This window comes from Paenibacillus xylanilyticus (assembly GCF_009664365.1).
Classification (GTDB): Bacteria; Bacillota; Bacilli; order Paenibacillales; family Paenibacillaceae; genus Paenibacillus; species Paenibacillus xylanilyticus_A.
In genome coordinates this window covers 4,261,064-4,280,389 of record NZ_CP044310.1, presented here as the reverse complement: position 1 = coordinate 4,280,389, position 19,326 = coordinate 4,261,064, and the positions used below count along the sequence as shown (strand labels likewise).

The 19,326-nt window shown below is 47.2% G+C and carries 21 protein-coding genes and 1 riboswitch; of the genes, 20 read left to right on the top strand and 1 reads right to left on the bottom strand.

Translation table 11 applies throughout. From position 1 onward, the window contains the following. The first annotated feature begins 40 nt into the window (after positions 1–40). The 6 genes from F4V51_RS18930 to sigF all read left to right on the top strand — a co-directional run bounded on the left by F4V51_RS18930 (position 41) and on the right by sigF (position 4,363). Complete coding sequence (locus F4V51_RS18930) at positions 41–865, top strand: purine-nucleoside phosphorylase (protein WP_153979225.1); 825 nt, start codon at positions 41–43, stop codon at positions 863–865. A 184-nt stretch (positions 866–1,049) separates the two neighbouring features. Further along, a complete protein-coding gene (locus F4V51_RS18925; RefSeq protein ID WP_153979224.1) occupies positions 1,050–1,271 on the top strand; it encodes a hypothetical protein in 222 nt (73 codons plus the stop codon). Positions 1,272–1,525: 254 nt separating this feature from the next. Then, positions 1,526–2,647, top strand: coding sequence for a D-alanyl-D-alanine carboxypeptidase family protein (locus F4V51_RS18920; RefSeq protein WP_236146822.1), 1,122 nt, complete (start codon positions 1,526–1,528; stop codon positions 2,645–2,647). 143 nt (positions 2,648–2,790) lie between these two features. Beyond that, complete coding sequence (gene spoIIAA, locus F4V51_RS18915) at positions 2,791–3,144, top strand: anti-sigma F factor antagonist (RefSeq protein WP_036663380.1); 354 nt, start codon at positions 2,791–2,793, stop codon at positions 3,142–3,144. Continuing rightward, positions 3,141–3,596, top strand: a complete 456-nt coding sequence (gene spoIIAB / locus F4V51_RS18910) for an anti-sigma F factor (RefSeq protein ID WP_095290499.1) — start codon at positions 3,141–3,143, stop codon at positions 3,594–3,596. The genes spoIIAA and spoIIAB overlap by 4 nt, the downstream gene beginning before the upstream one ends. An 11-nt stretch (positions 3,597–3,607) precedes the next feature. After that, entirely contained in the window at positions 3,608–4,363 is a 756-nt protein-coding gene (gene sigF / locus F4V51_RS18905) for an RNA polymerase sporulation sigma factor SigF (protein WP_095290500.1), read from the top strand. Between the two features lie 73 nt (positions 4,364–4,436). Here sigF and F4V51_RS18900 read toward each other — a convergent pair whose 3' ends face one another. Then, a complete protein-coding gene (locus F4V51_RS18900) occupies positions 4,437–5,384 on the bottom strand; it encodes a DMT family transporter (RefSeq protein ID WP_153979222.1) in 948 nt (315 codons plus the stop codon). 109 nt (positions 5,385–5,493) lie between these two features. On the opposite strand from F4V51_RS18900, the gene F4V51_RS18895 reads away from it, so the two are divergent. From F4V51_RS18895 to ytfJ, 14 genes are all read left to right on the top strand, one after another. Beyond that, entirely contained in the window at positions 5,494–6,405 is a 912-nt protein-coding gene (locus F4V51_RS18895) for a helix-turn-helix domain-containing protein (RefSeq protein ID WP_153979221.1), read from the top strand. Between the two features lie 489 nt (positions 6,406–6,894). Then, positions 6,895–7,551: a stage V sporulation protein AA gene (locus F4V51_RS18890; RefSeq protein ID WP_153979220.1), complete on the top strand. Its 657-nt coding sequence runs from the start codon at positions 6,895–6,897 to the stop codon at positions 7,549–7,551. Beyond that, entirely contained in the window at positions 7,532–7,960 is a 429-nt protein-coding gene (locus F4V51_RS18885) for a stage V sporulation protein AB (RefSeq protein ID WP_164764228.1), read from the top strand. Before F4V51_RS18890 ends, F4V51_RS18885 begins: the two co-directional genes overlap by 20 nt. Before the next feature lie 86 nt (positions 7,961–8,046). Continuing rightward, complete coding sequence (locus tag F4V51_RS18880; protein WP_153980770.1) at positions 8,047–9,654, top strand: spore germination protein; 1,608 nt, start codon at positions 8,047–8,049, stop codon at positions 9,652–9,654. 106 nt (positions 9,655–9,760) lie between these two features. Next, complete coding sequence (gene lysA / locus F4V51_RS18875) at positions 9,761–11,092, top strand: diaminopimelate decarboxylase (protein WP_153979219.1); 1,332 nt, start codon at positions 9,761–9,763, stop codon at positions 11,090–11,092. Positions 11,093–11,306: 214 nt separating this feature from the next. Further along, positions 11,307–11,738, top strand: a complete 432-nt coding sequence (locus tag F4V51_RS18870; protein WP_095290511.1) for a peptidylprolyl isomerase — start codon at positions 11,307–11,309, stop codon at positions 11,736–11,738. Positions 11,739–11,893: 155 nt separating this feature from the next. Next, a riboswitch (FMN riboswitch) is annotated at positions 11,894–12,058 on the top strand. A 357-nt stretch (positions 12,059–12,415) separates the two neighbouring features. Further along, entirely contained in the window at positions 12,416–13,519 is a 1,104-nt protein-coding gene (ribD, locus tag F4V51_RS18865) for a bifunctional diaminohydroxyphosphoribosylaminopyrimidine deaminase/5-amino-6-(5-phosphoribosylamino)uracil reductase RibD (protein WP_167301702.1), read from the top strand. Positions 13,520–13,565: 46 nt separating this feature from the next. Continuing rightward, positions 13,566–14,234: a riboflavin synthase gene (ribE, locus tag F4V51_RS18860; protein WP_095290513.1), complete on the top strand. Its 669-nt coding sequence runs from the start codon at positions 13,566–13,568 to the stop codon at positions 14,232–14,234. Positions 14,235–14,273: 39 nt separating this feature from the next. Then, positions 14,274–15,512 carry a bifunctional 3,4-dihydroxy-2-butanone-4-phosphate synthase/GTP cyclohydrolase II gene (locus tag F4V51_RS18855; protein ID WP_095359245.1) on the top strand — a complete coding sequence of 413 codons (1,239 nt, stop codon included), beginning with the start codon at positions 14,274–14,276 and terminating at the stop codon, positions 15,510–15,512. Between the two features lie 85 nt (positions 15,513–15,597). Beyond that, positions 15,598–16,065, top strand: coding sequence for a 6,7-dimethyl-8-ribityllumazine synthase (gene ribE / locus F4V51_RS18850; RefSeq protein WP_153979218.1), 468 nt, complete (start codon positions 15,598–15,600; stop codon positions 16,063–16,065). Between the two features lie 102 nt (positions 16,066–16,167). Continuing rightward, positions 16,168–16,968: a segregation and condensation protein A gene (locus tag F4V51_RS18845; protein ID WP_153979217.1), complete on the top strand. Its 801-nt coding sequence runs from the start codon at positions 16,168–16,170 to the stop codon at positions 16,966–16,968. Then, positions 16,937–17,611, top strand: coding sequence for an SMC-Scp complex subunit ScpB (gene scpB / locus F4V51_RS18840; RefSeq protein ID WP_153979216.1), 675 nt, complete (start codon positions 16,937–16,939; stop codon positions 17,609–17,611). Before F4V51_RS18845 ends, scpB begins: the two co-directional genes overlap by 32 nt. A 200-nt stretch (positions 17,612–17,811) precedes the next feature. Then, a complete protein-coding gene (locus F4V51_RS18835; protein ID WP_153979215.1) occupies positions 17,812–18,531 on the top strand; it encodes a DUF2953 domain-containing protein in 720 nt (239 codons plus the stop codon). Between the two features lie 186 nt (positions 18,532–18,717). Continuing rightward, entirely contained in the window at positions 18,718–19,203 is a 486-nt protein-coding gene (gene ytfJ / locus F4V51_RS18830) for a GerW family sporulation protein (RefSeq protein WP_153979214.1), read from the top strand. The last annotated feature ends 123 nt before the right edge of the window (positions 19,204–19,326 follow it).

The following is a 19,326-nucleotide window of genomic DNA, read 5'->3' as shown; positions in this document are numbered from 1 at the left end:
GACATAGACGGAAGTTTCAACTCAAGGGGGAACATTTGAAATGACACCATTAAATCAACAGATGATTCAGGAAGCTGCTTCTTACATTCAAAGCAAAAGCTCCATCAAGCCGGAAGTCGGTTTGATTTTGGGTTCCGGTCTTGGCATTCTGGCCGATCTTATTGAAGATGGCGTAAGTATTGCCTATCAGGATATTCCTCACTTCCCGGTCTCCACGGTAGAAGGGCATGAAGGGGAATTGCTGGTCGGCACCATCAAAGGCCGTCCGGTTGTTATGATGAAAGGCCGTTTCCACATGTACGAAGGATACGGACCTGAGCTTACAGCGTTTCCTGTACGTGTCATGAAAGAACTGGGTGTATCTTCACTGCTCGTAACCAACGCGGCTGGCGGTGTAAACACTTCGTATGAGCCAGGCGATCTGATGCTCATCTCCGATCACTTGAATATGACGGGCAAAAATCCGTTGATCGGGCCTAATGACCCGGCTATGGGCGTGCGCTTCCCTGACCTGTCTGAAGCCTACAGCCGCCGACTGCGCGCACTGGCGAAAGATACAGCGGCTTCACAAGGCTTTAACGTACGTGAAGGCGTATACGCAGGCTTGCTGGGTCCTAATTATGAGACACCTGCTGAGATCGTCATGCTGCGTACGCTGGGTGCAGACGCGGTGGGTATGTCTACAGTATCCGAGGTTATCGTGGCACGTCATGCTGGTCTGGAAGTGCTCGGCATTTCCTGCATCAGTAATATGGCAGCCGGAATCCTAGATCAGCCGTTGTCCCATGATGAGGTTATGGAAACGACCGAGCGTGTTCGTGAATCATTCCTTGCGCTTGTTCTGGCCGTGATTCCGCAAATGTAATCAGAAGCTACAGTAAGACAACCTATGGTGATCCTTGGGATCATTCAAGAGGTTGTCTTTTTTATTTTTTACAGAAAAGTGAAATTCAGAAAATAAAAAAAGAGTAACATGAAAATAGTTCTGCCTAAGGAAAAAACATTTAGTGGGGTTATAACGATCTATATGTGATGCAAGGAGGTTTGATATGAATATTGACCGTCTCATCGGAGTCATACATATTGGCGTGCTGCTGCTGCTTTTCTTTGTGAAAACGAATATTGCGTTTATGGCTGCGAGTATCATTATCGTTTTGATCATGGCATATCAAACCTATACCTCTCCGACAAAGTGGAACATCCGTATATCTGTCGTATTAACTTCTTTTCTTGTCTTCTGGAATATCTATTCATGGGATTTTGGGGGTTAATCCCCTCTTTACAGTATCGTGTGTAATTACGTGTTCTCTTTTCAATTAGGGGGCACGTTTTTTGTGCATTTGTTTGAGAATAGAAAAAGTTCGGGAAATCATTCATGGGATGGAATAATTTACTGTAAACGCGCCGACAATGATTAGCAGTACATGCATGGAGCATGCAGTAAGCAAGTCATTTGAGGAGGTTAACCCTAGTGAAGAAACGAATAATGGCATCGTTCATGACCCTATGTATTTTGCTACCCCTTATGGCGACAACAGCGCTGGCGGAGGAAGCACCCAAAACGGCAGGAGGGACAGATCTTGCCCCGTCGGCTCGTTCTGCCATTTTAATGGATGCCGATACGGGAACAGTTATTTTTGAGAAAAACAGTCATGATCAGCTGCCTCCGGCGAGTATTACAAAGATTATGACCATGCTGCTGACGATCGAAGCCATCGATTCCGGCAAGCTGAAGCTGACGGATAGGGTGAGAACGAGTGAATATGCTGCATCCATGGGGGGGTCACAGATTTTCCTCGAACCTGGCGAAGAGATGACTGTCGATGACATGTTGAAAGGAATCGCCATGGCTTCCGGTAATGATGCATCTGTTGCGATGGCAGAGAAAATTGCCGGATCAGAAGAAGCTTTTGTGCAGCTGATGAATGAACGGGCCAAAGAGCTCGGCATGAAAGATACGCACTTTGCCAATTGTAATGGACTTCCAGTGGAGAATCATTATTCTTCCGCACATGACATTGCGCTGATGAGTCGTGAACTGCTGAAACATTCAGGGATTACGAAATACACGGGAGCATACCAGGATTACCTTCGTAAAGATACGGAAAAGCCCTTCTGGCTGGTGAATACCAATAAACTGGTCCGGTTCTACTCAGGCGCAGACGGTCTGAAAACGGGTTATACATCAGAAGCCAAATTCTGCTTGTCAGCTACCGCTATGAAGGACGGTCTGCGTACGGTTGCTGTAGTGCTGGGTGAACCGAATACGAAAACCCGAAATGCTGAAGTGGCTTCGATGTTCGACTATGCGTTCGGACAATACACGATGAAACCTTTGTACAAAGCAGGGGATCAGCTCGGCAGTCTGAAGATTGAAAAAGGGGAAGTGGCTGAACTGCCGCTGACGGCTACGCAGAATTATAGTGTGCTGATGCGCAAAGGCGCCAAAGCCGATGAGTTCCGCCATGAGCTGTTAATGGCAAAAAAAGTGAAAGCACCCGTCAAGGCTGGTCAGAGCGTAGGTAAGCTTGTCGTTTACCAAGGAAACGAGGTCATCAAGGAGTTTGATATCCAGGCCCCTCAGGATGTGAATAAGGCTGGCTGGTGGAAGCTGTTTAAACGAACAACATCGAACCTGTTTGATTAAATGCCGATTTGCGCGTTCTGCATACATTCCTTGAACGTATTTTGTAGTTAATTAGGGGTTTTCTTCTAGTTTTGTCGGGGGGCAGGAAAAGCCTTCGGAAACGTAGAAATCCTTGTTCAAGACTGGGAGGAGAGTGAGCAAACGTGAACTTGCATGTGGAAATGGAACATCACCGTGGGATTCTGATTGTGCGATTATCCGGGGAGCTGGATCACCATACAGCCGATATGGTTCGAATGCAAATGGATGAGGCCATCCAACGCAGACAGTGTGAACATCTGGTGCTTAGCCTGAAAGATCTTCAATTCATGGACAGTTCGGGTCTGGGTGTCATTTTGGGCAGATACAAACTCATTAAAAATAAAGGCGGCAAGATGGTTGTATGTGATGTTAATCCGCCGGTCTATCGTTTGCTGGAAATGTCGGGCTTGTTCAAGATCATGCCGATTTACGAAAATGAGGGAACAGCTCTCTCGGGTCTGGAGGTCGTCTCATGAGTGAAGGTACGGGAACAAATTTCATGAATCTGCAATTTGCGGCCAAGTCGGAGAACGAATCGTTCGCAAGGGTGACTGTCGCTGCGTTCATCTCTCAGCTTGATCCCACAATGGACGAGCTCAGCGATCTGAAGACGGTTGTCTCGGAAGCGGTGACGAACAGTATCATCCACGGGTATAACAACAATCCCGAGGGTGTCGTGTCCATTCAGGCGCAAATTCGCGAAGACATGATTACAATTATTGTGGAAGATCGCGGAGAAGGAATCGAAGACCTGGAACTGGCCAAGCAGCCGCTATATACATCCAAACCCGAACTTGAGCGGTCGGGCATGGGCTTCACCATTATGGAAAACTTCATGGATGAATTCGAAGTCAGCAGTGAGCCCGGCAGAGGCACCTCCATCAAGATGAAGAAGAGGATTGAATCCAAGAAAGCAATGTATAATTAGGGGTTGGTCTAATGGATGCTGAAGTGAAACAGTCTTCACAGACCTATTTGGACGATGCCGAGGTCAAACGGCTGATTGCGCTCAGTCAGTCGGGTGACCATGTCGCACGGGATACGCTGGTGAACTGCAACATCAGACTCGTCTGGTCTGTCGTTCAGCGTTTTATGAACAGGGGATATGAACCGGAGGATCTGTTCCAGATTGGTTGTATCGGCCTGCTCAAATCGGTGGACAAATTCGACCTTAGTTATGATGTGAAGTTCTCTACCTATGCGGTACCGATGATCATCGGAGAAATTCAACGTTTCCTGCGGGATGACGGGACCCTCAAGGTGAGTCGTTCCCTGAAGGAAATGGCGAATAAAGTCCGCAAAAAAAGGGACGAGCTGTCCAAACACCTTGACCGTCTGCCAACGATCAAGGAAGTGGCTGAACAGCTGGGGGTGACCCCGGAGGAGGTTGTTTTTGCCCAGGAAGCGAACAAACCGCCGACGTCTATTCATGAGACCGTGTTTGAGAACGACGGGGATCCAATTACATTGATGGACCAGATTGCCGACGAATCTCAGGAACGCTGGTTTGATAAGCTGGCGCTCAATGAAGCGATCGGAGGCCTTAGTGAGCGGGAACGACTGATCGTTTATCTACGGTATTACAGGGATCAGACGCAGTCGGAGGTCGCGACGAGGCTGGGGATTTCTCAGGTTCAGGTTTCCCGGCTGGAGAAAAAGATACTTCAATCGATTCGCGATCAGATCGCGCAGTAGATGGTGGAGTACGGACTCCAACACAGGTGCTGAATCGCCAATATACGACAACTAACAACCTTTAATCGCGCGCCTAACGCGATTGAGGTTGTTTGTCGTTCAACCGTTTAGATGATCCTGAGCGATTGAATTGCATGACCAGAATCAACCCGATAATACAGGCAGTACCCAGCCATTGATAGAAACCAAAGGGTTCATGGAGCCATACGACGGTTGTACCAACAGCAGCCAGAGGTTCGGCACTTCCAAGCAGGCTGGTCTCCTTGGGTGTAAGGCTTTTTAAACTCGCAATGTAGAAACAAAAAGCAATCATCGTCCCGAAGATTATCGTAAATATTAAGTACCCGTATGTTTCAGTCGAGATGCTGGCAAAGTCCGCTTTCCATGGCGGGTGGATCAAGCTAAGTCCCAGGCCACCAATAATCATGGCCCAGCCAACGATAACAAGTGAATCGAATTTCTTAATCAGCTGTACAGCATAAAGGGTATAGAATGCAGCGGCTACCCCGGATAATAATCCCCATATGACGGCAAGCCAGGAGACAGATAACTGTGTAACCGAGCCATTAGTCAGCAGTAAAAAACAGCCCAGAAGTGCGAGGATGCCGCATGCAAGGTCCTTGCGCGTGAGTACAGCCTGCTTCCGCAGTGCGATGTAGATCATGATCATGATGGGGGAAAGGTACTGAAGGAGAGTGGCAACCGCGGAGTTACCGTGTTTAATGGAAGCCATATACGTATACTGTACAGCGAGCATACCTGCTAATCCAAATAGGATTAGTTGTACAGCTGTCTTTTTATTTCTCCATACATCAATAATCTGTGATCTGCCGTTTGTAAAAGATTGAATAACCAGAAGCAGAATACCTGCGCTTAGCAATCGAACGGTTACATACCAATTGACTTCAATACCATCCAGTTGAAACAATTTTTGCGATACGGTTCCTCCGATTCCCCAGCAGATGGCTCCTGTTAGAACAAGGAGGATACCCGATATCTTGGAACTTGCAGATGTTGTCACTCTTGATCGCCTCACCTTTAAATATAAGAATAGTGCTATATTAAGGAGAAATGGGATATATTAATATCAATATCACACGTAAAAATATAAATATATTGAGATGAGGCTTATGCAAAAGACAGAATTTATCATTGATCATAATTTGAAGGAAATGACGAAGCATCGGACCGATACTTTACCTGTTGCCTGCTATGAAACAACCATTGTGAATAACATACATGGACACATCCCCCTTCACTGGCATGATGAATTGCAGTTTGTTGCGGTTCTCCAGGGTACAGCGTTGTTCCATATCAATGACCAGAAAATTAGTGTAACCCAAGGTAACGGCATTTTTATTAACAGTGGAGCCATGCATATGGCCGAAGATCATGGAGGGAATAGTAACTGCATTTATCTATGTCTGAATTTGACGCCCCAACTTGCTGCGCCTTCAGATCTGTACGTAAAGTATGTTCACCCCTATATAACGGCTACCAATTTGCCTTTTCTCTATATAGATGGGGGCATTGCCTGGGGAGCACAGATTTTGGAGGTCATCAGGTTAATTAGAACGGAGCTTGTATGTCAAACCCCTTATTACGAATTGAAAGTGGCTTCAGCGCTGCTGGATATGTGGACACTTTTGATTAAGAACGGTTATGCGTTAGAGTATGATGCATCCGAGATGACCAGGAGCAGAAGAATGAAGGATATGCTGCAGTGGATTCATCTAAATTATGCCGACCCGGTCAGGTTGGAGGATATTGCAAGGACTGGACAGTTAAGCCGATCGGAGACATGTCGCTATTTTAAGCAAATCCTGCGAACTACACCCATGCAATATGTTATGGATTACCGGATCCAAAAAAGCATTGAACTTCTGCGGTTCTCGGGCCGAACCATCACCGAAATCGCGTATGAGGTCGGTTTTAACAGCACGAGCTATTACATTAATCAGTTTCGGAAAAGTATGAAAAAGACGCCTTTACGATACAAAAGAGAGCTGGCCGAGAAGAAGCAAGAGGAACGAAACAATTAAGTGTTTTTCTGCCAGGTTATCCAGTCTAATCGCCACATGGCGGCTTTTTTGTTGTGGAAAAGGATGTTTGTGCACCTTCCTTCTATCACTTCCCAGGATATTTATTGAATTTTTTTGGAAAGCGGGGACATGTGCAGCGGAGGGATGGAATCGGTCAAAGGAGCGAAGCGCAGGAGGTTTACTTCATACTTACACTAGCAACGCAGGCGGCAGAATAAACCTGAAGAAGCGAAGCGATCGCCTTTGACTCCGAATTTCTACAACAGAGAATTTAATTAGGGAAATTTGGAGTCAACAGCGATCGGAAGGTTGGTCTGCCGCCGAAGTGTCCGCGTGTAAGTACTAATCTTTAACATTCGAAGAACAGCGGCCAGTGACCGATCCATCCCGGAGCGTCTGAGTACCCGAACCTTTTTTCCAACCCGAATGTAATAAATTTGCACATTCTTCAAATACTAACCTAAATTACGCAGTAAAGGAGTGTTTCGGATGTCTCTGACACCCACTCCAACGGTCTACATTCGTCTGCGCAGCCGTATCCGCATCCAGAGGGGCAGAGGCGTCAAGCTTGGTGATATCGCTCATGTGTTAACCTCTCCGGAAGATGGGGAACGAAGGCTGCTTGAGCTTGAACTGCTGCGCCCGGGACCGGAGGACGGCAATCTGATCCTGATTGACATCTTGCAGATCATCCCGCAGATACGGCGCATGCTGCCGGAAGTGACCGTCGAACTTATTGGTTCGGGGCATACGCTGGTTGAGGTCGTTGCGGGAACGGGCAAACCTTCCAAATCTCTATTCATCCTGGTCTGGCTGCTGTTGTTCTTTGGATCGGCCCTGACCATCATGAATTTCCATGCAGATGTGAACATGCAGGAAGTTCAAATTCGAATCGTGGAAATGATAACGGGTCGCCGGGACGAGCATCCTTATCTGTTTCAGGTGGCATACTCCATCGGAATCGGGTTTGGTATGGCTGTATTCTTTAATCATTTATTCAAGAAAAAGTGGAATGAAGAACCTACTCCGCTTGAAGTGGAAATGTTTTTATATCAGCAAAATGTAGACAAGTTTGTGGTCATTGAAGAAACCGAACGAATGCATGAGCAGGAACGCGGGGAGATGAATGCCGATGAGCGTTCTTAATGGTGCGATCAGTATTGTACTTGGAATTGCGGGAGGAGTTGCCGTAGGTAGTGGTGTGATCGCCCTCATTCTCGTGCTTGATATGATCCCCAGATTGGCACAGCTGACCCGTTCTTATGACAAAACGCATTGGTATGAAGGGGCACTGATCGGAGGGTCGCTCGTCGGAACCATCGCGGATTTCTGGCATTGGAAGGTACATGGGATACTGATCCTGAGTCCGATTATTGGGTGCTTTTGCGGTGTGTTTATCGGCTTGCTTGCCGCGGCACTGACCGAGGTATTGAATGTGCTGCCAGTACTTGCTAAACGTCTGGGCATGAAATCGTATTTGTTTGGACTGCTGCTGGCCATGATTTTGGGCAAAATGACAGGTTCCTTATTTGACTTTTTTGTATACCAGCGTTAGGCCAAGGAATCGAAGGAGGAAAGAAAATGGATGTGAGATCTGATAATGCTGGACAGGGTTCAGGTGAGGGAGTACCCGAAGAGCTGATGCATAAGAGTCCTTATGAGATTCAAAAGGAAGAGGAGCGCAGGGCATACGAAAAAAAGAAGCAGGATGAGATGTCCGATAGTGTTGAAGAATCGGTACAGTACTGGCAGGACAGGGATGATATCTCCGCTCGCATGAGTGAGAACAAGTATACATTGAAGCAGGTTTTGGGTCTCGGGGAGTCCTTTGATGTGAATATGAGAGAGATGGTCCTGGGAGGCAAAAATGTCGGATTATTGATGCTGACGGGATTTGCAAAGGACGAAATTTTGCTGGAAGTGTTGAAAAGACTGACCTATCTTACCCCTGATCAAATATCAGGCCATGCGCTTAAGTCGTATTTCGATTGCTACATTCCACATATCCAGGTTGAGAAAGTCGATAAAATGAGTGCTGTCATCAACAAGGTTCTTACGGGGATGAGTGCTTTGTTTGTTGAAGGGGACCGCTCCGTATTAGTGATGGATACACGGAGTTATCCGGTACGATCACCCGAAGAGCCTTCTCTCGAACGCGTAGTCCGTGGGTCAAGGGATGGCTTTACCGAAACACTGCTGACCAACGTGACATTGGTAAGACGCAGAATTCGCGACCCTGGATTGAAGTTCGAGATCATGCAGGTGGGCCGAAGAACACAAACCGATGTTTGCGTAGTGTACATCGACGATATCGTCGATAAAGTGCAGGTGGATTCGGTCCGCGAAAAAATCAAACGGGTAGATGTCGATGGCATACCGGCAGCAGATAAACAGCTGGAGGAAGCGATTATCAATAAGGGATGGAACCCATTCCCTCTGGTACGCTACTCGGAGAGGCCCGATGTGACAGCATCGCACCTGCTTGAAGGAAGAGTCGTCGTATTCGTTGATACATCGCCAAGTGTCATGATTTTGCCTACAACCTTCTTCGATCTGTGTGAGCATGCAGAAGAGAACAGACAGACTGCGTTTATGGGAACTTACTTGCGTTGGGTCCGCTTTGCCGGCATATTAATCTCGTTGTTTTTGCTGCCGCTATGGATGCTGATGGTGATTGATCCTGCGCTCAAACCGATGGGGCTGGATTTTATTGGTCCCCAAGAGAATGTGAAGCTCCCGATTATTTTGCAGTTCCTTCTGATTGAACTTGGGGTCGACTTGCTGCGTATGGCGGCAGTTCATACCCCTACACCTCTTGCATCGGCAATGGGCTTGATTGCAGCCATATTGGTCGGGGACATCGCTGTAAAAACAGGATATTTTGTCAATGAGGTCGTTCTGTACATGGCTATTGCTGCCATCGGTATGTTTGCGACACCAAGCTATGAGCTGGGGCTTGCGAATCGGCTGGTGAGGCTGGTCCTGCTGATTGCTGTTGCCATGTTCAAGGTGCCGGGGTTTGTCGTGGGTACAACTTTACTCATTATAGCGCTGACCATACATCGGTCCTATAATTCCTCTTACTTATGGCCGTTTATACCGTTTAATGCAAAGGCCCTGGGAAACTTCCTGTTCCGTATGCCTCTGCTTGAAAGTAAGAAACGTCCATCATTTAACAAAACAAGAGATAACACCAAAATGTCCGACGATCCGGATGGTGAAAAGCGAAAAAGTAAAAAACACAAATGATCTGCCTAAAAATCCATTCTTCTCGCTGACGAATTTGATATACTGGTGTAAAATCATTGGAATAGAAGAAGCTGTTCCAGTATATAAAAAGTGAGGAATGCTGATTATGTATTTACATGGTACAAGTAAAATAAATGCTCAAGGCCATCTGGAAATTGGCGGAGTAGATGCAACGGACTTGAAAGAACAATTTGGAACACCACTGTATGTTGTGGACGAGCAATTGGTTCGCGATCGCTGCAGAGAATACATGGATGCATTCCGTGCTTCTGGACTTGGTTTCCAAGTTGCATATGCAAGCAAAGCTTTTTGCGTTATGGCGATGTGTGCTCTCGCTGCGGAAGAAGGGCTCTCCCTGGATGTGGTTTCGGACGGTGAACTGTTTACAGCACTGCAAGCAGGATTCCCTGCTGAACGCATTCATTTCCACGGCAATAACAAAACATTGGAAGAGATTGAAATGGCACTTGATGCCGAGATCGGCTGCTTCGTTGTGGATAACTTCAACGAATTGCACTTGCTGCAGGCTGTAGCTGCAGAGAAAAATCGTCAAGTGAACATCCTGCTTCGCGTGACGCCTGGTGTTGAAGCGCATACGCATGAATATATCTCCACTGGTCAAACAGATTCAAAATTCGGATTTGATATCGGTAACGGAACAGCATTTGAAGCGATTGAGCTGGCTTCCAAACAGTCCAACCTCGTATTGCTGGGTGTTCACTCCCACATCGGTTCTCAAATCTTTGAGGTGGAAGGCTTCCAAATGGCGATTCAACGTGTAGCTGAATTCGCTGCAAGCGTATATGAGCGTATCAACGTAGCGTTCAAAGTGGTTAACCTGGGCGGTGGATTCGGTATCCGCTATACAGAAGGGGATACTCCACTTGAAGTCGCACAATACGTTAAAGCCATCACAGATGCTGTCAAAAATCACTTTGCCCAAATTGGATATGACGTTCCGGAAATCTGGGTTGAACCAGGCCGCAGTATCGTTGGTGAAGCAGGTACAACGCTGTATACCGTTGGTACGAGCAAAGACATCCCTGGTGTACGCAAATATGTCGCAGTGGATGGCGGCATGACGGACAACCCGCGTCCGGCGCTGTATGAATCCAAATATGAAGCTGTACTTGCCAACCGTGCAAATGAGTCGGCTCAAGAGACCGTATCGATTGCCGGTAAATGCTGCGAGAGCGGCGACATGTTGATCTGGGATCTGGACCTGCCTAAAGTTCAGAGCGGTGATTTGCTTGCCGTTGCCTGCACAGGTGCGTACAACTACTCCATGGCTAGCAACTATAATCGGATTCGTCGTCCGGCAGTTGTGTTTGTCAAAGACGGCCAAGGTGATGTGGTTGTACGTCGTGAAACGTATCAGGACATCATTCAGAATGACCTCGTGCCTGAGCGTATCGCTAAACAGCCTGTAACCCGTTAATGTTAAGAAATACGAAATAGTAAAAAAGACAAAAAGGAACATTCCTTTTTGTCTTTTTTTTGCCTTTAAACCCAACATTGCAGAAAAAAATTGAGGTTTATTTTGCGGTTGGACTCATTTCGGTGTACACTAAGAAAAGTGCTATAGAGCTTGGCCCAGGGTCATGCAGAATGGCACCACTAACGATGGTCAATACGAAAGGAGTCATTTACATATGGCGAAACAAGCGAAAATCAAAATGGCAAACGGCGGAGAAGTTCTAATCGACCTGTTCGATCAAGAAGCTCCAAACACAGTGGCAAACTTTGAGAAACTGGCTAACTCCGGCTTCTACAACGGTCTTGTGTTCCACCGCGTAATTCCAGGCTTCGTTGCACAAGGCGGTTGCCCTAACGGAACGGGTGCAGGTGGCCCAGGATACACAATCAACTGTGAGATCAATCCTAACAAACATGAGCGCGGAACACTTGCAATGGCACACGCAGGCCGCAACACAGGTGGAAGCCAGTTCTACATCTGCTACCAGCCACAGCCGCATCTGGATGGACAACATACCGTATTTGGTAAAGTAACCAAAGGTATGGAGTTCGTAGATGCTTTCGAAGGTCGCGACAAAATGGAAACTGTTGAAGTTGTAGAAGTTTAATCGTTATCCTTAGTGATAATAATGACCGTTTCGTTGATAAGACGAAGCGGTTTTTTTATATCCTTTTGCTTATTAAAAGTTAGTATGTGACAAAAAGGAACAAAAAACAATTGATTTTTCGGCGTTAAAGTGCTAACATCCAATTAATAACGAAAGCGATCCTTCAGGGCAGGGTGCAATTCCCTACCGGCGGTGATGCACCTGTGTGAGGATATCTATCCAGCACTGTTGCAAAGTCCGTGACCTGTCTGCCTGTGGCAGATGGCTGATCTGGTGTAATTCCAGAACCGACAGTATAGTCTGGATGGGAGAAGGAGAGGGTGCAGCCTTAATTGGACTGCATTCCGCAGATGCGTTGCTGCACAGCAGACGATGTTTATTTCTGTGCAGGGAAAGTCGGTTATCCGGCAGTTTCCATACATATGCCACATCATAGAAGCTCTTTACCTGTAATTGTGTTCTTTAGGTATGTGTTTGCTTTCACTTGCCTGAAATGGAACTATGGCGGAGTGCTGTTGGCAATCGTATCAACGACATCCTGCTGGTGACACATGTCTCTCATCATCCCTACCCGAACGATTGTTCGAGTGGGGATTTTTTATTTGGATATGGTATAACCGCCTCTCTGCTCGATGGGAGGCCTATAATTTAAGATTCTAACCGTGGGGTGACCGGACTTGGAAATGATCAATGATGAATTTTATATGGGGCTTGCGTTGGATATGGCAGAACGTGCACAGGGGCAAACGGGGATTAACCCTGTCGTCGGATGTGTTGTTGTAAAAGAAGGCCGGGTTGTAGGTCTGGGAAGTCATCTCAAGCGGGGTACGGGCCATGCGGAGGTACACGCGTTGAATATGGCTGGCAGCGATGCTGAGGGCAGTACGGTCTATGTTACGCTGGAGCCTTGCAGCCACTATGGCAAGACGCCGCCATGCAGCGAACGTTTGATTCACGAGAAAGTGAAGCGTGTCGTGGTGTGTTGTGAGGATCCAAATCCGCAGGTATCCGGCAGAGGAATCAGTATGCTGCGTCAACAAGGCATTGAGGTTGAAGTTGGCATTCTGCGTGAGCGCGGAAGACGTCTGAATGAAAAATTCATTAAGTACATTACCACCGGTTTGCCGTTTGTCACCTTAAAAACGGCATCCACGCTGGATGGTAAAATTGCAACCCGCAGTGGAGACAGCAAATGGATCTCCAACGAACCCGCACGGGAAATCGTACATGCACTCCGCCATCGTCATCAGGGCATCATGGTTGGTGTGGATACGGTTATTGCAGACAATCCGGAGCTTACCACCCGCCTTCAAGTGGAAGGGATCAGTCCTGTGCGAATTGTTGTCGATTCGAAGCTGCGTCTCCCGGTTGGAGCCAAGATGGTCAAGGATGGACTCGCACCGACATGGGTACTTACAACCGATGAGGCGAGCCCTGAGGCGGCCGAACGTCTGGAAGCCTACGGTGTAGAAATTATCCGCTGTGGTCCCGGGCCACGTGTGGATCTGCTGAGTGCGCTTAGCAAGCTGGGAGAACGGGAAATCGGCTCCATCCTGCTTGAAGGCGGAGGTACGTTGAATGGTGCCATGCTGGAAGCCAAGTTGGTCGATCGGCTGTTGATGTTTATCGCTCCAAAGATTGTGGGCGGATACGACACACCGGGAAGCTTCCGATTTGAAGGAGTGGAGCGCATGAGTCAGGCCATTCAATTGAATCAGCTGGAAATTGAGCAAGTTGGAGATAATATCAGTATTGGTGGAATCCCTGTCTGGCCTGAATAACGGACCGAATGAGCAAGGCAAGATATAAGCATAAGGAGGCGGCAGCATGTTTACCGGTTTGGTGGAAGAGGTCGGTCAGATTCGGCGTATCGGTCGAAAAGGCGAAGCATTGGTCCTGAATATCGGAGCTTCCGCCATCATGGACGATCTGAAGATTGGTGACAGTGTATCTGTAAACGGAGTATGTCTTACGGCAACGACGCTGGAAAGCGGAGGATTTACCGCAGATGTCATGCCTGAAACCTACCGTCATACTAATCTGAGTCAGCTGCAATCAGGCAGTAAAGTGAACCTGGAACGGGCGATGCAGTCGGGTGGGCGTTTTGGTGGACACATCGTACAAGGACACGTGGATGGTACGGGAGTCATTGGCGGGATCACACGTGATCAGAATGCGGTTGTTTTTGAGATCAAACCTGACGACCACGAACTGTTCAAATATTTGATTCCAAAGGGCTCGGTAACCCTCGATGGCATTAGTCTCACTGTGGTGAAGACAACAGAAGCCTCGTTTACCGTATCCATTATTCCTCATACTATTGGAGAAACGGTGCTTCAGGTGAAAAAGCCGGGGGATACCATCAACATTGAATGTGACATTTTGGGGAAATATGTGGACCACCTGCTCCATTACGGCAAAGGGCATCCCGAAACGGGGGCTGGCAAACCGAAAAGCATCAGTGAAGAGTTTTTGGCCAACCATGGCTTTGCATAAGGAACATAACCATTACAAAGAGAGACTGGAGGGGAACTTATGTCAGATCAATCCATACTAGATCCCATAGAGGAAGCGATATACGATTTGATGCGCGGCAAACCCGTCATTGTTGTGGATGATGAGGATCGGGAGAATGAAGGGGACTTTATCGCGCTGGCAGAGAAGGCTACTCCTGAAGTCATCAACTTCATGATTACCGAGGGCAGAGGCCTGGTCTGTGTTCCCATTACGCAGCAGCGTGCGGATGAGCTCAACCTGAAGCCGATGGTTCAGCAAAATACGGACTTCCATGGAACGGCATTTACAGTTTCCGTGGATCACAAGGATACAACAACAGGCATATCTGCACATGAACGATCCATTACGGTGAAGGGTCTAATTGATCCGGAAGCCAAAAGTAGTGATTTCCGTAAACCGGGGCATATGTTCCCGCTCATTGCCAAAGACGGAGGCGTGCTCCGCCGCGCCGGCCACACGGAAGCTGCTGTTGATCTGGCCATCATGTGCGGTTCCTATCCGGCTGGTGTGATCTGTGAGGTCATCAAAGAAGATGGCACGATGGCGAGACTGCCTGATCTGCAGGAGATTGCCCGCAAGCATGACCTGAAGCTGATTAGTATTCAGGACATGATTCGTTACCGTAATGAGAAGGAACAGCTGGTTCAACGCGAAGTGGCTGTCCGCATGCCTACGGATTTTGGCGAGTTTCAAGCAGTAGCCTATACGAATGCAGTGGACAATAAAGAGCATGTAGCATTGGTAAAAGGTGAAATCGACTCTTCCAAGCCCGTATTGGTTCGTGTTCACTCCGAATGTCTTACAGGCGACGTATTCCACTCTCATCGCTGTGACTGTGGACCACAATTCGATGCAGCACTCAAACAGATTAATGATGAAGGCAACGGCGTTCTGCTGTATATGAGACAGGAAGGCAGAGGCATTGGACTGATTAACAAGCTCAAAGCCTACAAGCTGCAGGAGGAAGGGCTGGACACCGTAGATGCCAACCTGAAACTCGGGTTTGCCGCTGATCTGCGTGATTATGGTATTGGTGCACAGATTCTGAAGGATCTCGGCGTTCGCCAAATTCGTCTGTTAACGAATAATCCCCGCAAAATCAAAGGCCTTGAAGGTTATGGTCTTGAAGTGGTGGAGCGTGTTCCGATCCAGATGGAAGAGAACGAGGATAATACGCTTTATCTGCATACCAAGCAGGCGAAGCTTGGGCATATGTTGAAGTTCGATGATATCGAACAGAACGAAGAGAAAAACTAATCTTTTTGATCATGTAATTTATGGAAAAATAAATGCTCACAATCGGTTAATTACATTACATTATACATTAGAGGAGATGACTTAAATGCCGAACTATTTTGAAGGACATTTGGTATCGGAAGGTTTAAAATATGGAGTGGTTGTAGGACGTTTTAATGAATTTATCACAAGCAAATTGCTCAGCGGAGCACTCGATGCGTTCAAACGTCACGGCGTGCAGGACAGTGAAGTCGACGTAGCCTGGGTTCCAGGAGCTTTCGAAATCCCGCTGATTGCACAAAAAATGGCGGAGAGCGGTAAATATGACGCTGTCATTACACTGGGTACGGTTATCCGTGGCTCAACGACACATTATGATTATGTGTGCAACGAAATGGCAAAAGGAGTGGCAGCCATTAACCTCAAAACGGGCGTGCCTACGATCTTTGGTCTGGTTACAACGGAGAATATTGAACAAGCGATTGAACGTGCTGGTACGAAGGCTGGTAACAAAGGTTGGGATGCTGCCACGGCTGCAATTGAAATGGCGAACTTGACGAAACAGCTAAAATAGTGCTTATTTAATGTAGTGCCCTGCTCTGCGCAGACGAATTCGGGAGATCGGATTCGGCGGCTTAGCGGGGTTTTGTATTTTTCTGGCGGGAGGATTCGTCTAGTGACGGTAGTTACATATAAACTGGAAACTTTTGAAGGGCCTTTGGATCTGCTGCTTCATCTGATCGATAAGGCAGAAATTCATATCCAGGATATTCCCATCAGCGATATTACCGATCAATATATGGCGTATCTGCATTCGATGCAGGAATTGGAGCTGGATATTACGAGTGAGTTTTTGGTAATGGCAGCAACGCTTCTGTCCATCAAGAGCAAACTTTTACTGCCCAAACCACCGGTGATTGAAGACTTTGAGGATTATGATTATATGGAAGAAGAAGATTATGATCCACGTGCGGAGCTGATTGCACGTCTGATAGAATATCGCAAATACAAAGGAATAGCCCGTCATCTACATGAGCGGGAATGGGAACGGAGCCTTATTTTCTCCAAAGAGCCTGAGGACCTCAGGCCGTATATGCCTGTGGAGACCCAATCCAATCCTGTAGAGGGTTTGCATACTTCGGATCTGATTGCCGCTTTTCAGAAGGCACTGCGTAAGGCAGAGAAGCGTACAACGGTTACACGAATTCAGCGTGATGAGATCTCGGTGAAGGATCGTATACGTGATGTCCTTGGAGCTCTGGAGAGTATGGGACCGGGAGGAAGGCTGTTATTTTCCAAACTGCTGGATGATCAGATTTACCGGCATGAAATTGTAGTCACATTTTTGGCTGTACTGGAACTGATGAAGATGAAACAGATTGTCTGTTATCAGGAGCGGATGTTTGAGGATATCGTTATGGAGTGGAGAGGGGAAGCAAGGAATCATGGATTTTCCGAAATTGAAGTCGATTATTGAGGGGCTGCTCTTTTTGTCCGGAGAGGAAGGTCTAAGCATCAAACAAATTGCCGAGATCGTGGATCAGCGGGTGGAGCTGGTATCAGATGCCGTAGAGGAAATGATCGCCGACTTCATGAACCAGGGGCGAGGCGTTCAAATTCTCAAAATTGCGGGAGTGGTCCAGTTGGGAACGCTTCCGGAGCATGCTGCGTATTTTGAAAAGCTGGCATACTCTCCTGCACGGACTTCGTTATCTCAGGCTGCACTTGAAACACTTGCCATTGTGGCGTATCGTCAGCCGATTACACGGATTGAGATCGAAGAGATTCGCGGTGTGAAATCCGAACGGGCCATCCATACACTGGTCAATAAGGATTTGATTGAAGAAGTAGGACGAGCCGAGGCGATTGGACGACCTATATTGTACGGAACAACCAAATCGTTCCTCGACTATTTTGGACTTGCTTCACTTAAAGATCTTCCGGAGCCAGGTTTGTTTGAAGACTCTGAGAATCTGGAAGAAGAGACACAGCTGCTGTTTAACAAGCTGGATGGACAACAGGTGGACTCGGGAAGCACGGATCTCAATGATCTCAATGAGTTTGACCATGAAAATATGGATAACCATGATGAGGTACATGACGAGGATCTGGATTCGTAAGATCGAATGGTTCTAGGAAACAGTAATAAACAGTAAAAAACCGGTGCCTGATAAGGTAGCGGTTTTTTGCATGCCATGAATCCTTAGCAAACGCGGGAATTTCAACTCCTGAATGGAATTTTCAGGTCAGCCGTGAATTATTTCCTATATAGAGTGTCATACTAGACGTGTAAAGAATTGAGGGCTTGGAGGTAAGGCCTGTGTGGATTTGGCTTGGAGGAATCGGCTTGTTCGCCGCACTGCTGCTTGCCGCTGTTCTCATCTCGAATGTTCATGTGCATTTTACGTTCCGTAAACATAAAAGCGATGATTTCGCGCGGATCAACGTCCGCCTCTTCTACGGAATTGTACGTATTAACTATGAAATACCAAGTATCGTCTTTCGTAACATGAAAGAAGGTTTCCTGGTGAAAACCGAACAGCATGTCAATCATACGTACGGAGAAGCAGAAGGGCATGAGCGTATCAACAAACGTAAAGTCAAAAAGTGGGCAAAAGACGTAAAGATCATGATGAGGGCTACGGATGCACTCAAAATCTGGGCAAGGCAGACGCTGAACCGTCTACATATAACCCAGCTGTCCTGGTCGACCCGAATAGGTATCGGAGATGCAGCACACACCGCTATTCTTACGGGCTGGGTATGGAGCATCAAGTCGATTATCATTGGTTTTTTGTCGTATCAGATACAATTTAAACGTCCGCCCATGCTTGAAGTGGTTCCTGTTTGGGAAGATGAGTTGGAGTTTCAAACAGAACTGAACTGCAAAATGAAAATTCGTATTACGGCGGTTATGCTCGCTGGAGTGAGGCTAATGACACGGGTACTAGAAGTGGATGGCGGATGGCGGATGTGGCTGAAAATACTACGGGAACAACGACGCAGACACAAGCAGAAATTGAAGGAGCAACAAGGCTAATTGGGATACGTGCAGCTCGTTACTGTATCTTGGTTGCAATTGGTTCTGAAATCGTGAAAGTGTCTCCATAAATGTTGGGTGCTGTTTCCTTGCTTGTTCTGCTCTGAGACTTACATAGTCTGTTCAGGTTTGGGGATGATATGGTTAGATCAAACCTAGTTCAAATTGAAACTGGAGGGAATTCAAATGTCAGATCATCCAATTCAAGGCTTAATGGAAACCGCAATGGAGAATATCAAGGCCATGGTGGATGTTAATACCATTGTTGGCGATGCGGTAGAAACACCAGACGGCACGGTTATTCTGCCGATCAGTAAAGTCGGTTTTGGATTCGCCGCTGGAGGCAGCGATTTTCATGTGAATGATGGAAAGAGCAAAGAAGGCAGCTCGGTCCCTGGTGCAAAGACTGAAAGTGCTCATTCAGCCAACGTTGCTTCACCATTCGGTGGAGGTAGTGGTGGTGGCGTATCCATTCGCCCGATAGCCTTCCTTGTTGTTGGAAAACAAGGCGTGCACATCGTGCCACTGGACAACTCCACTCATCTGTTTGAGAAACTCATTGATTCTACACCTTATGTTCTTGACAGATTACAGGGGATGTTCCAGCGTAATACCTCTCAAAATGATGACTCTGGCGTACGCGTTACACCGGATCATACCACTTACAGCTAAGCCGCTTTATCTGGATCCCTTATCACAGATCTTTGTGAGAGGGATTTTTGCTGTTTGGAAAGATGGGACATACTTTAGGTTGTCCGAACATAAGTTAGTACAAGATTCCAGTGACCCGGAGGA

What these genes read in the sequence shown, in the direction of transcription:
- F4V51_RS18930 (WP_153979225.1), top strand. Translation starts at nt 41, where the DNA reads ATGACACCATTAAATCAACAGATGATTCAGGAAGCTGCTTCTTACATT.
- F4V51_RS18925 (WP_153979224.1), top strand. Translation starts at nt 1,050, where the DNA reads ATGAATATTGACCGTCTCATCGGAGTCATACATATTGGCGTGCTGCTG.
- F4V51_RS18920 (WP_236146822.1), top strand. Translation starts at nt 1,526, where the DNA reads ATGGCGACAACAGCGCTGGCGGAGGAAGCACCCAAAACGGCAGGAGGG.
- spoIIAB (WP_095290499.1), top strand. Translation starts at nt 3,141, where the DNA reads ATGAGTGAAGGTACGGGAACAAATTTCATGAATCTGCAATTTGCGGCC.
- sigF (WP_095290500.1), top strand. Translation starts at nt 3,608, where the DNA reads ATGGATGCTGAAGTGAAACAGTCTTCACAGACCTATTTGGACGATGCC.
- F4V51_RS18895 (WP_153979221.1), top strand. Translation starts at nt 5,494, where the DNA reads ATGCAAAAGACAGAATTTATCATTGATCATAATTTGAAGGAAATGACG.
- F4V51_RS18890 (WP_153979220.1), top strand. Translation starts at nt 6,895, where the DNA reads ATGTCTCTGACACCCACTCCAACGGTCTACATTCGTCTGCGCAGCCGT.
- F4V51_RS18885 (WP_164764228.1), top strand. Translation starts at nt 7,532, where the DNA reads ATGCCGATGAGCGTTCTTAATGGTGCGATCAGTATTGTACTTGGAATT.
- F4V51_RS18880 (WP_153980770.1), top strand. Translation starts at nt 8,047, where the DNA reads ATGCATAAGAGTCCTTATGAGATTCAAAAGGAAGAGGAGCGCAGGGCA.
- lysA (WP_153979219.1), top strand. Translation starts at nt 9,761, where the DNA reads ATGTATTTACATGGTACAAGTAAAATAAATGCTCAAGGCCATCTGGAA.
- F4V51_RS18870 (WP_095290511.1), top strand. Translation starts at nt 11,307, where the DNA reads ATGGCGAAACAAGCGAAAATCAAAATGGCAAACGGCGGAGAAGTTCTA.
- ribE (WP_095290513.1), top strand. Translation starts at nt 13,566, where the DNA reads ATGTTTACCGGTTTGGTGGAAGAGGTCGGTCAGATTCGGCGTATCGGT.
- F4V51_RS18855 (WP_095359245.1), top strand. Translation starts at nt 14,274, where the DNA reads ATGTCAGATCAATCCATACTAGATCCCATAGAGGAAGCGATATACGAT.
- ribE (WP_153979218.1), top strand. Translation starts at nt 15,598, where the DNA reads ATGCCGAACTATTTTGAAGGACATTTGGTATCGGAAGGTTTAAAATAT.
- scpB (WP_153979216.1), top strand. Translation starts at nt 16,937, where the DNA reads ATGGATTTTCCGAAATTGAAGTCGATTATTGAGGGGCTGCTCTTTTTG.
- ytfJ (WP_153979214.1), top strand. Translation starts at nt 18,718, where the DNA reads ATGTCAGATCATCCAATTCAAGGCTTAATGGAAACCGCAATGGAGAAT.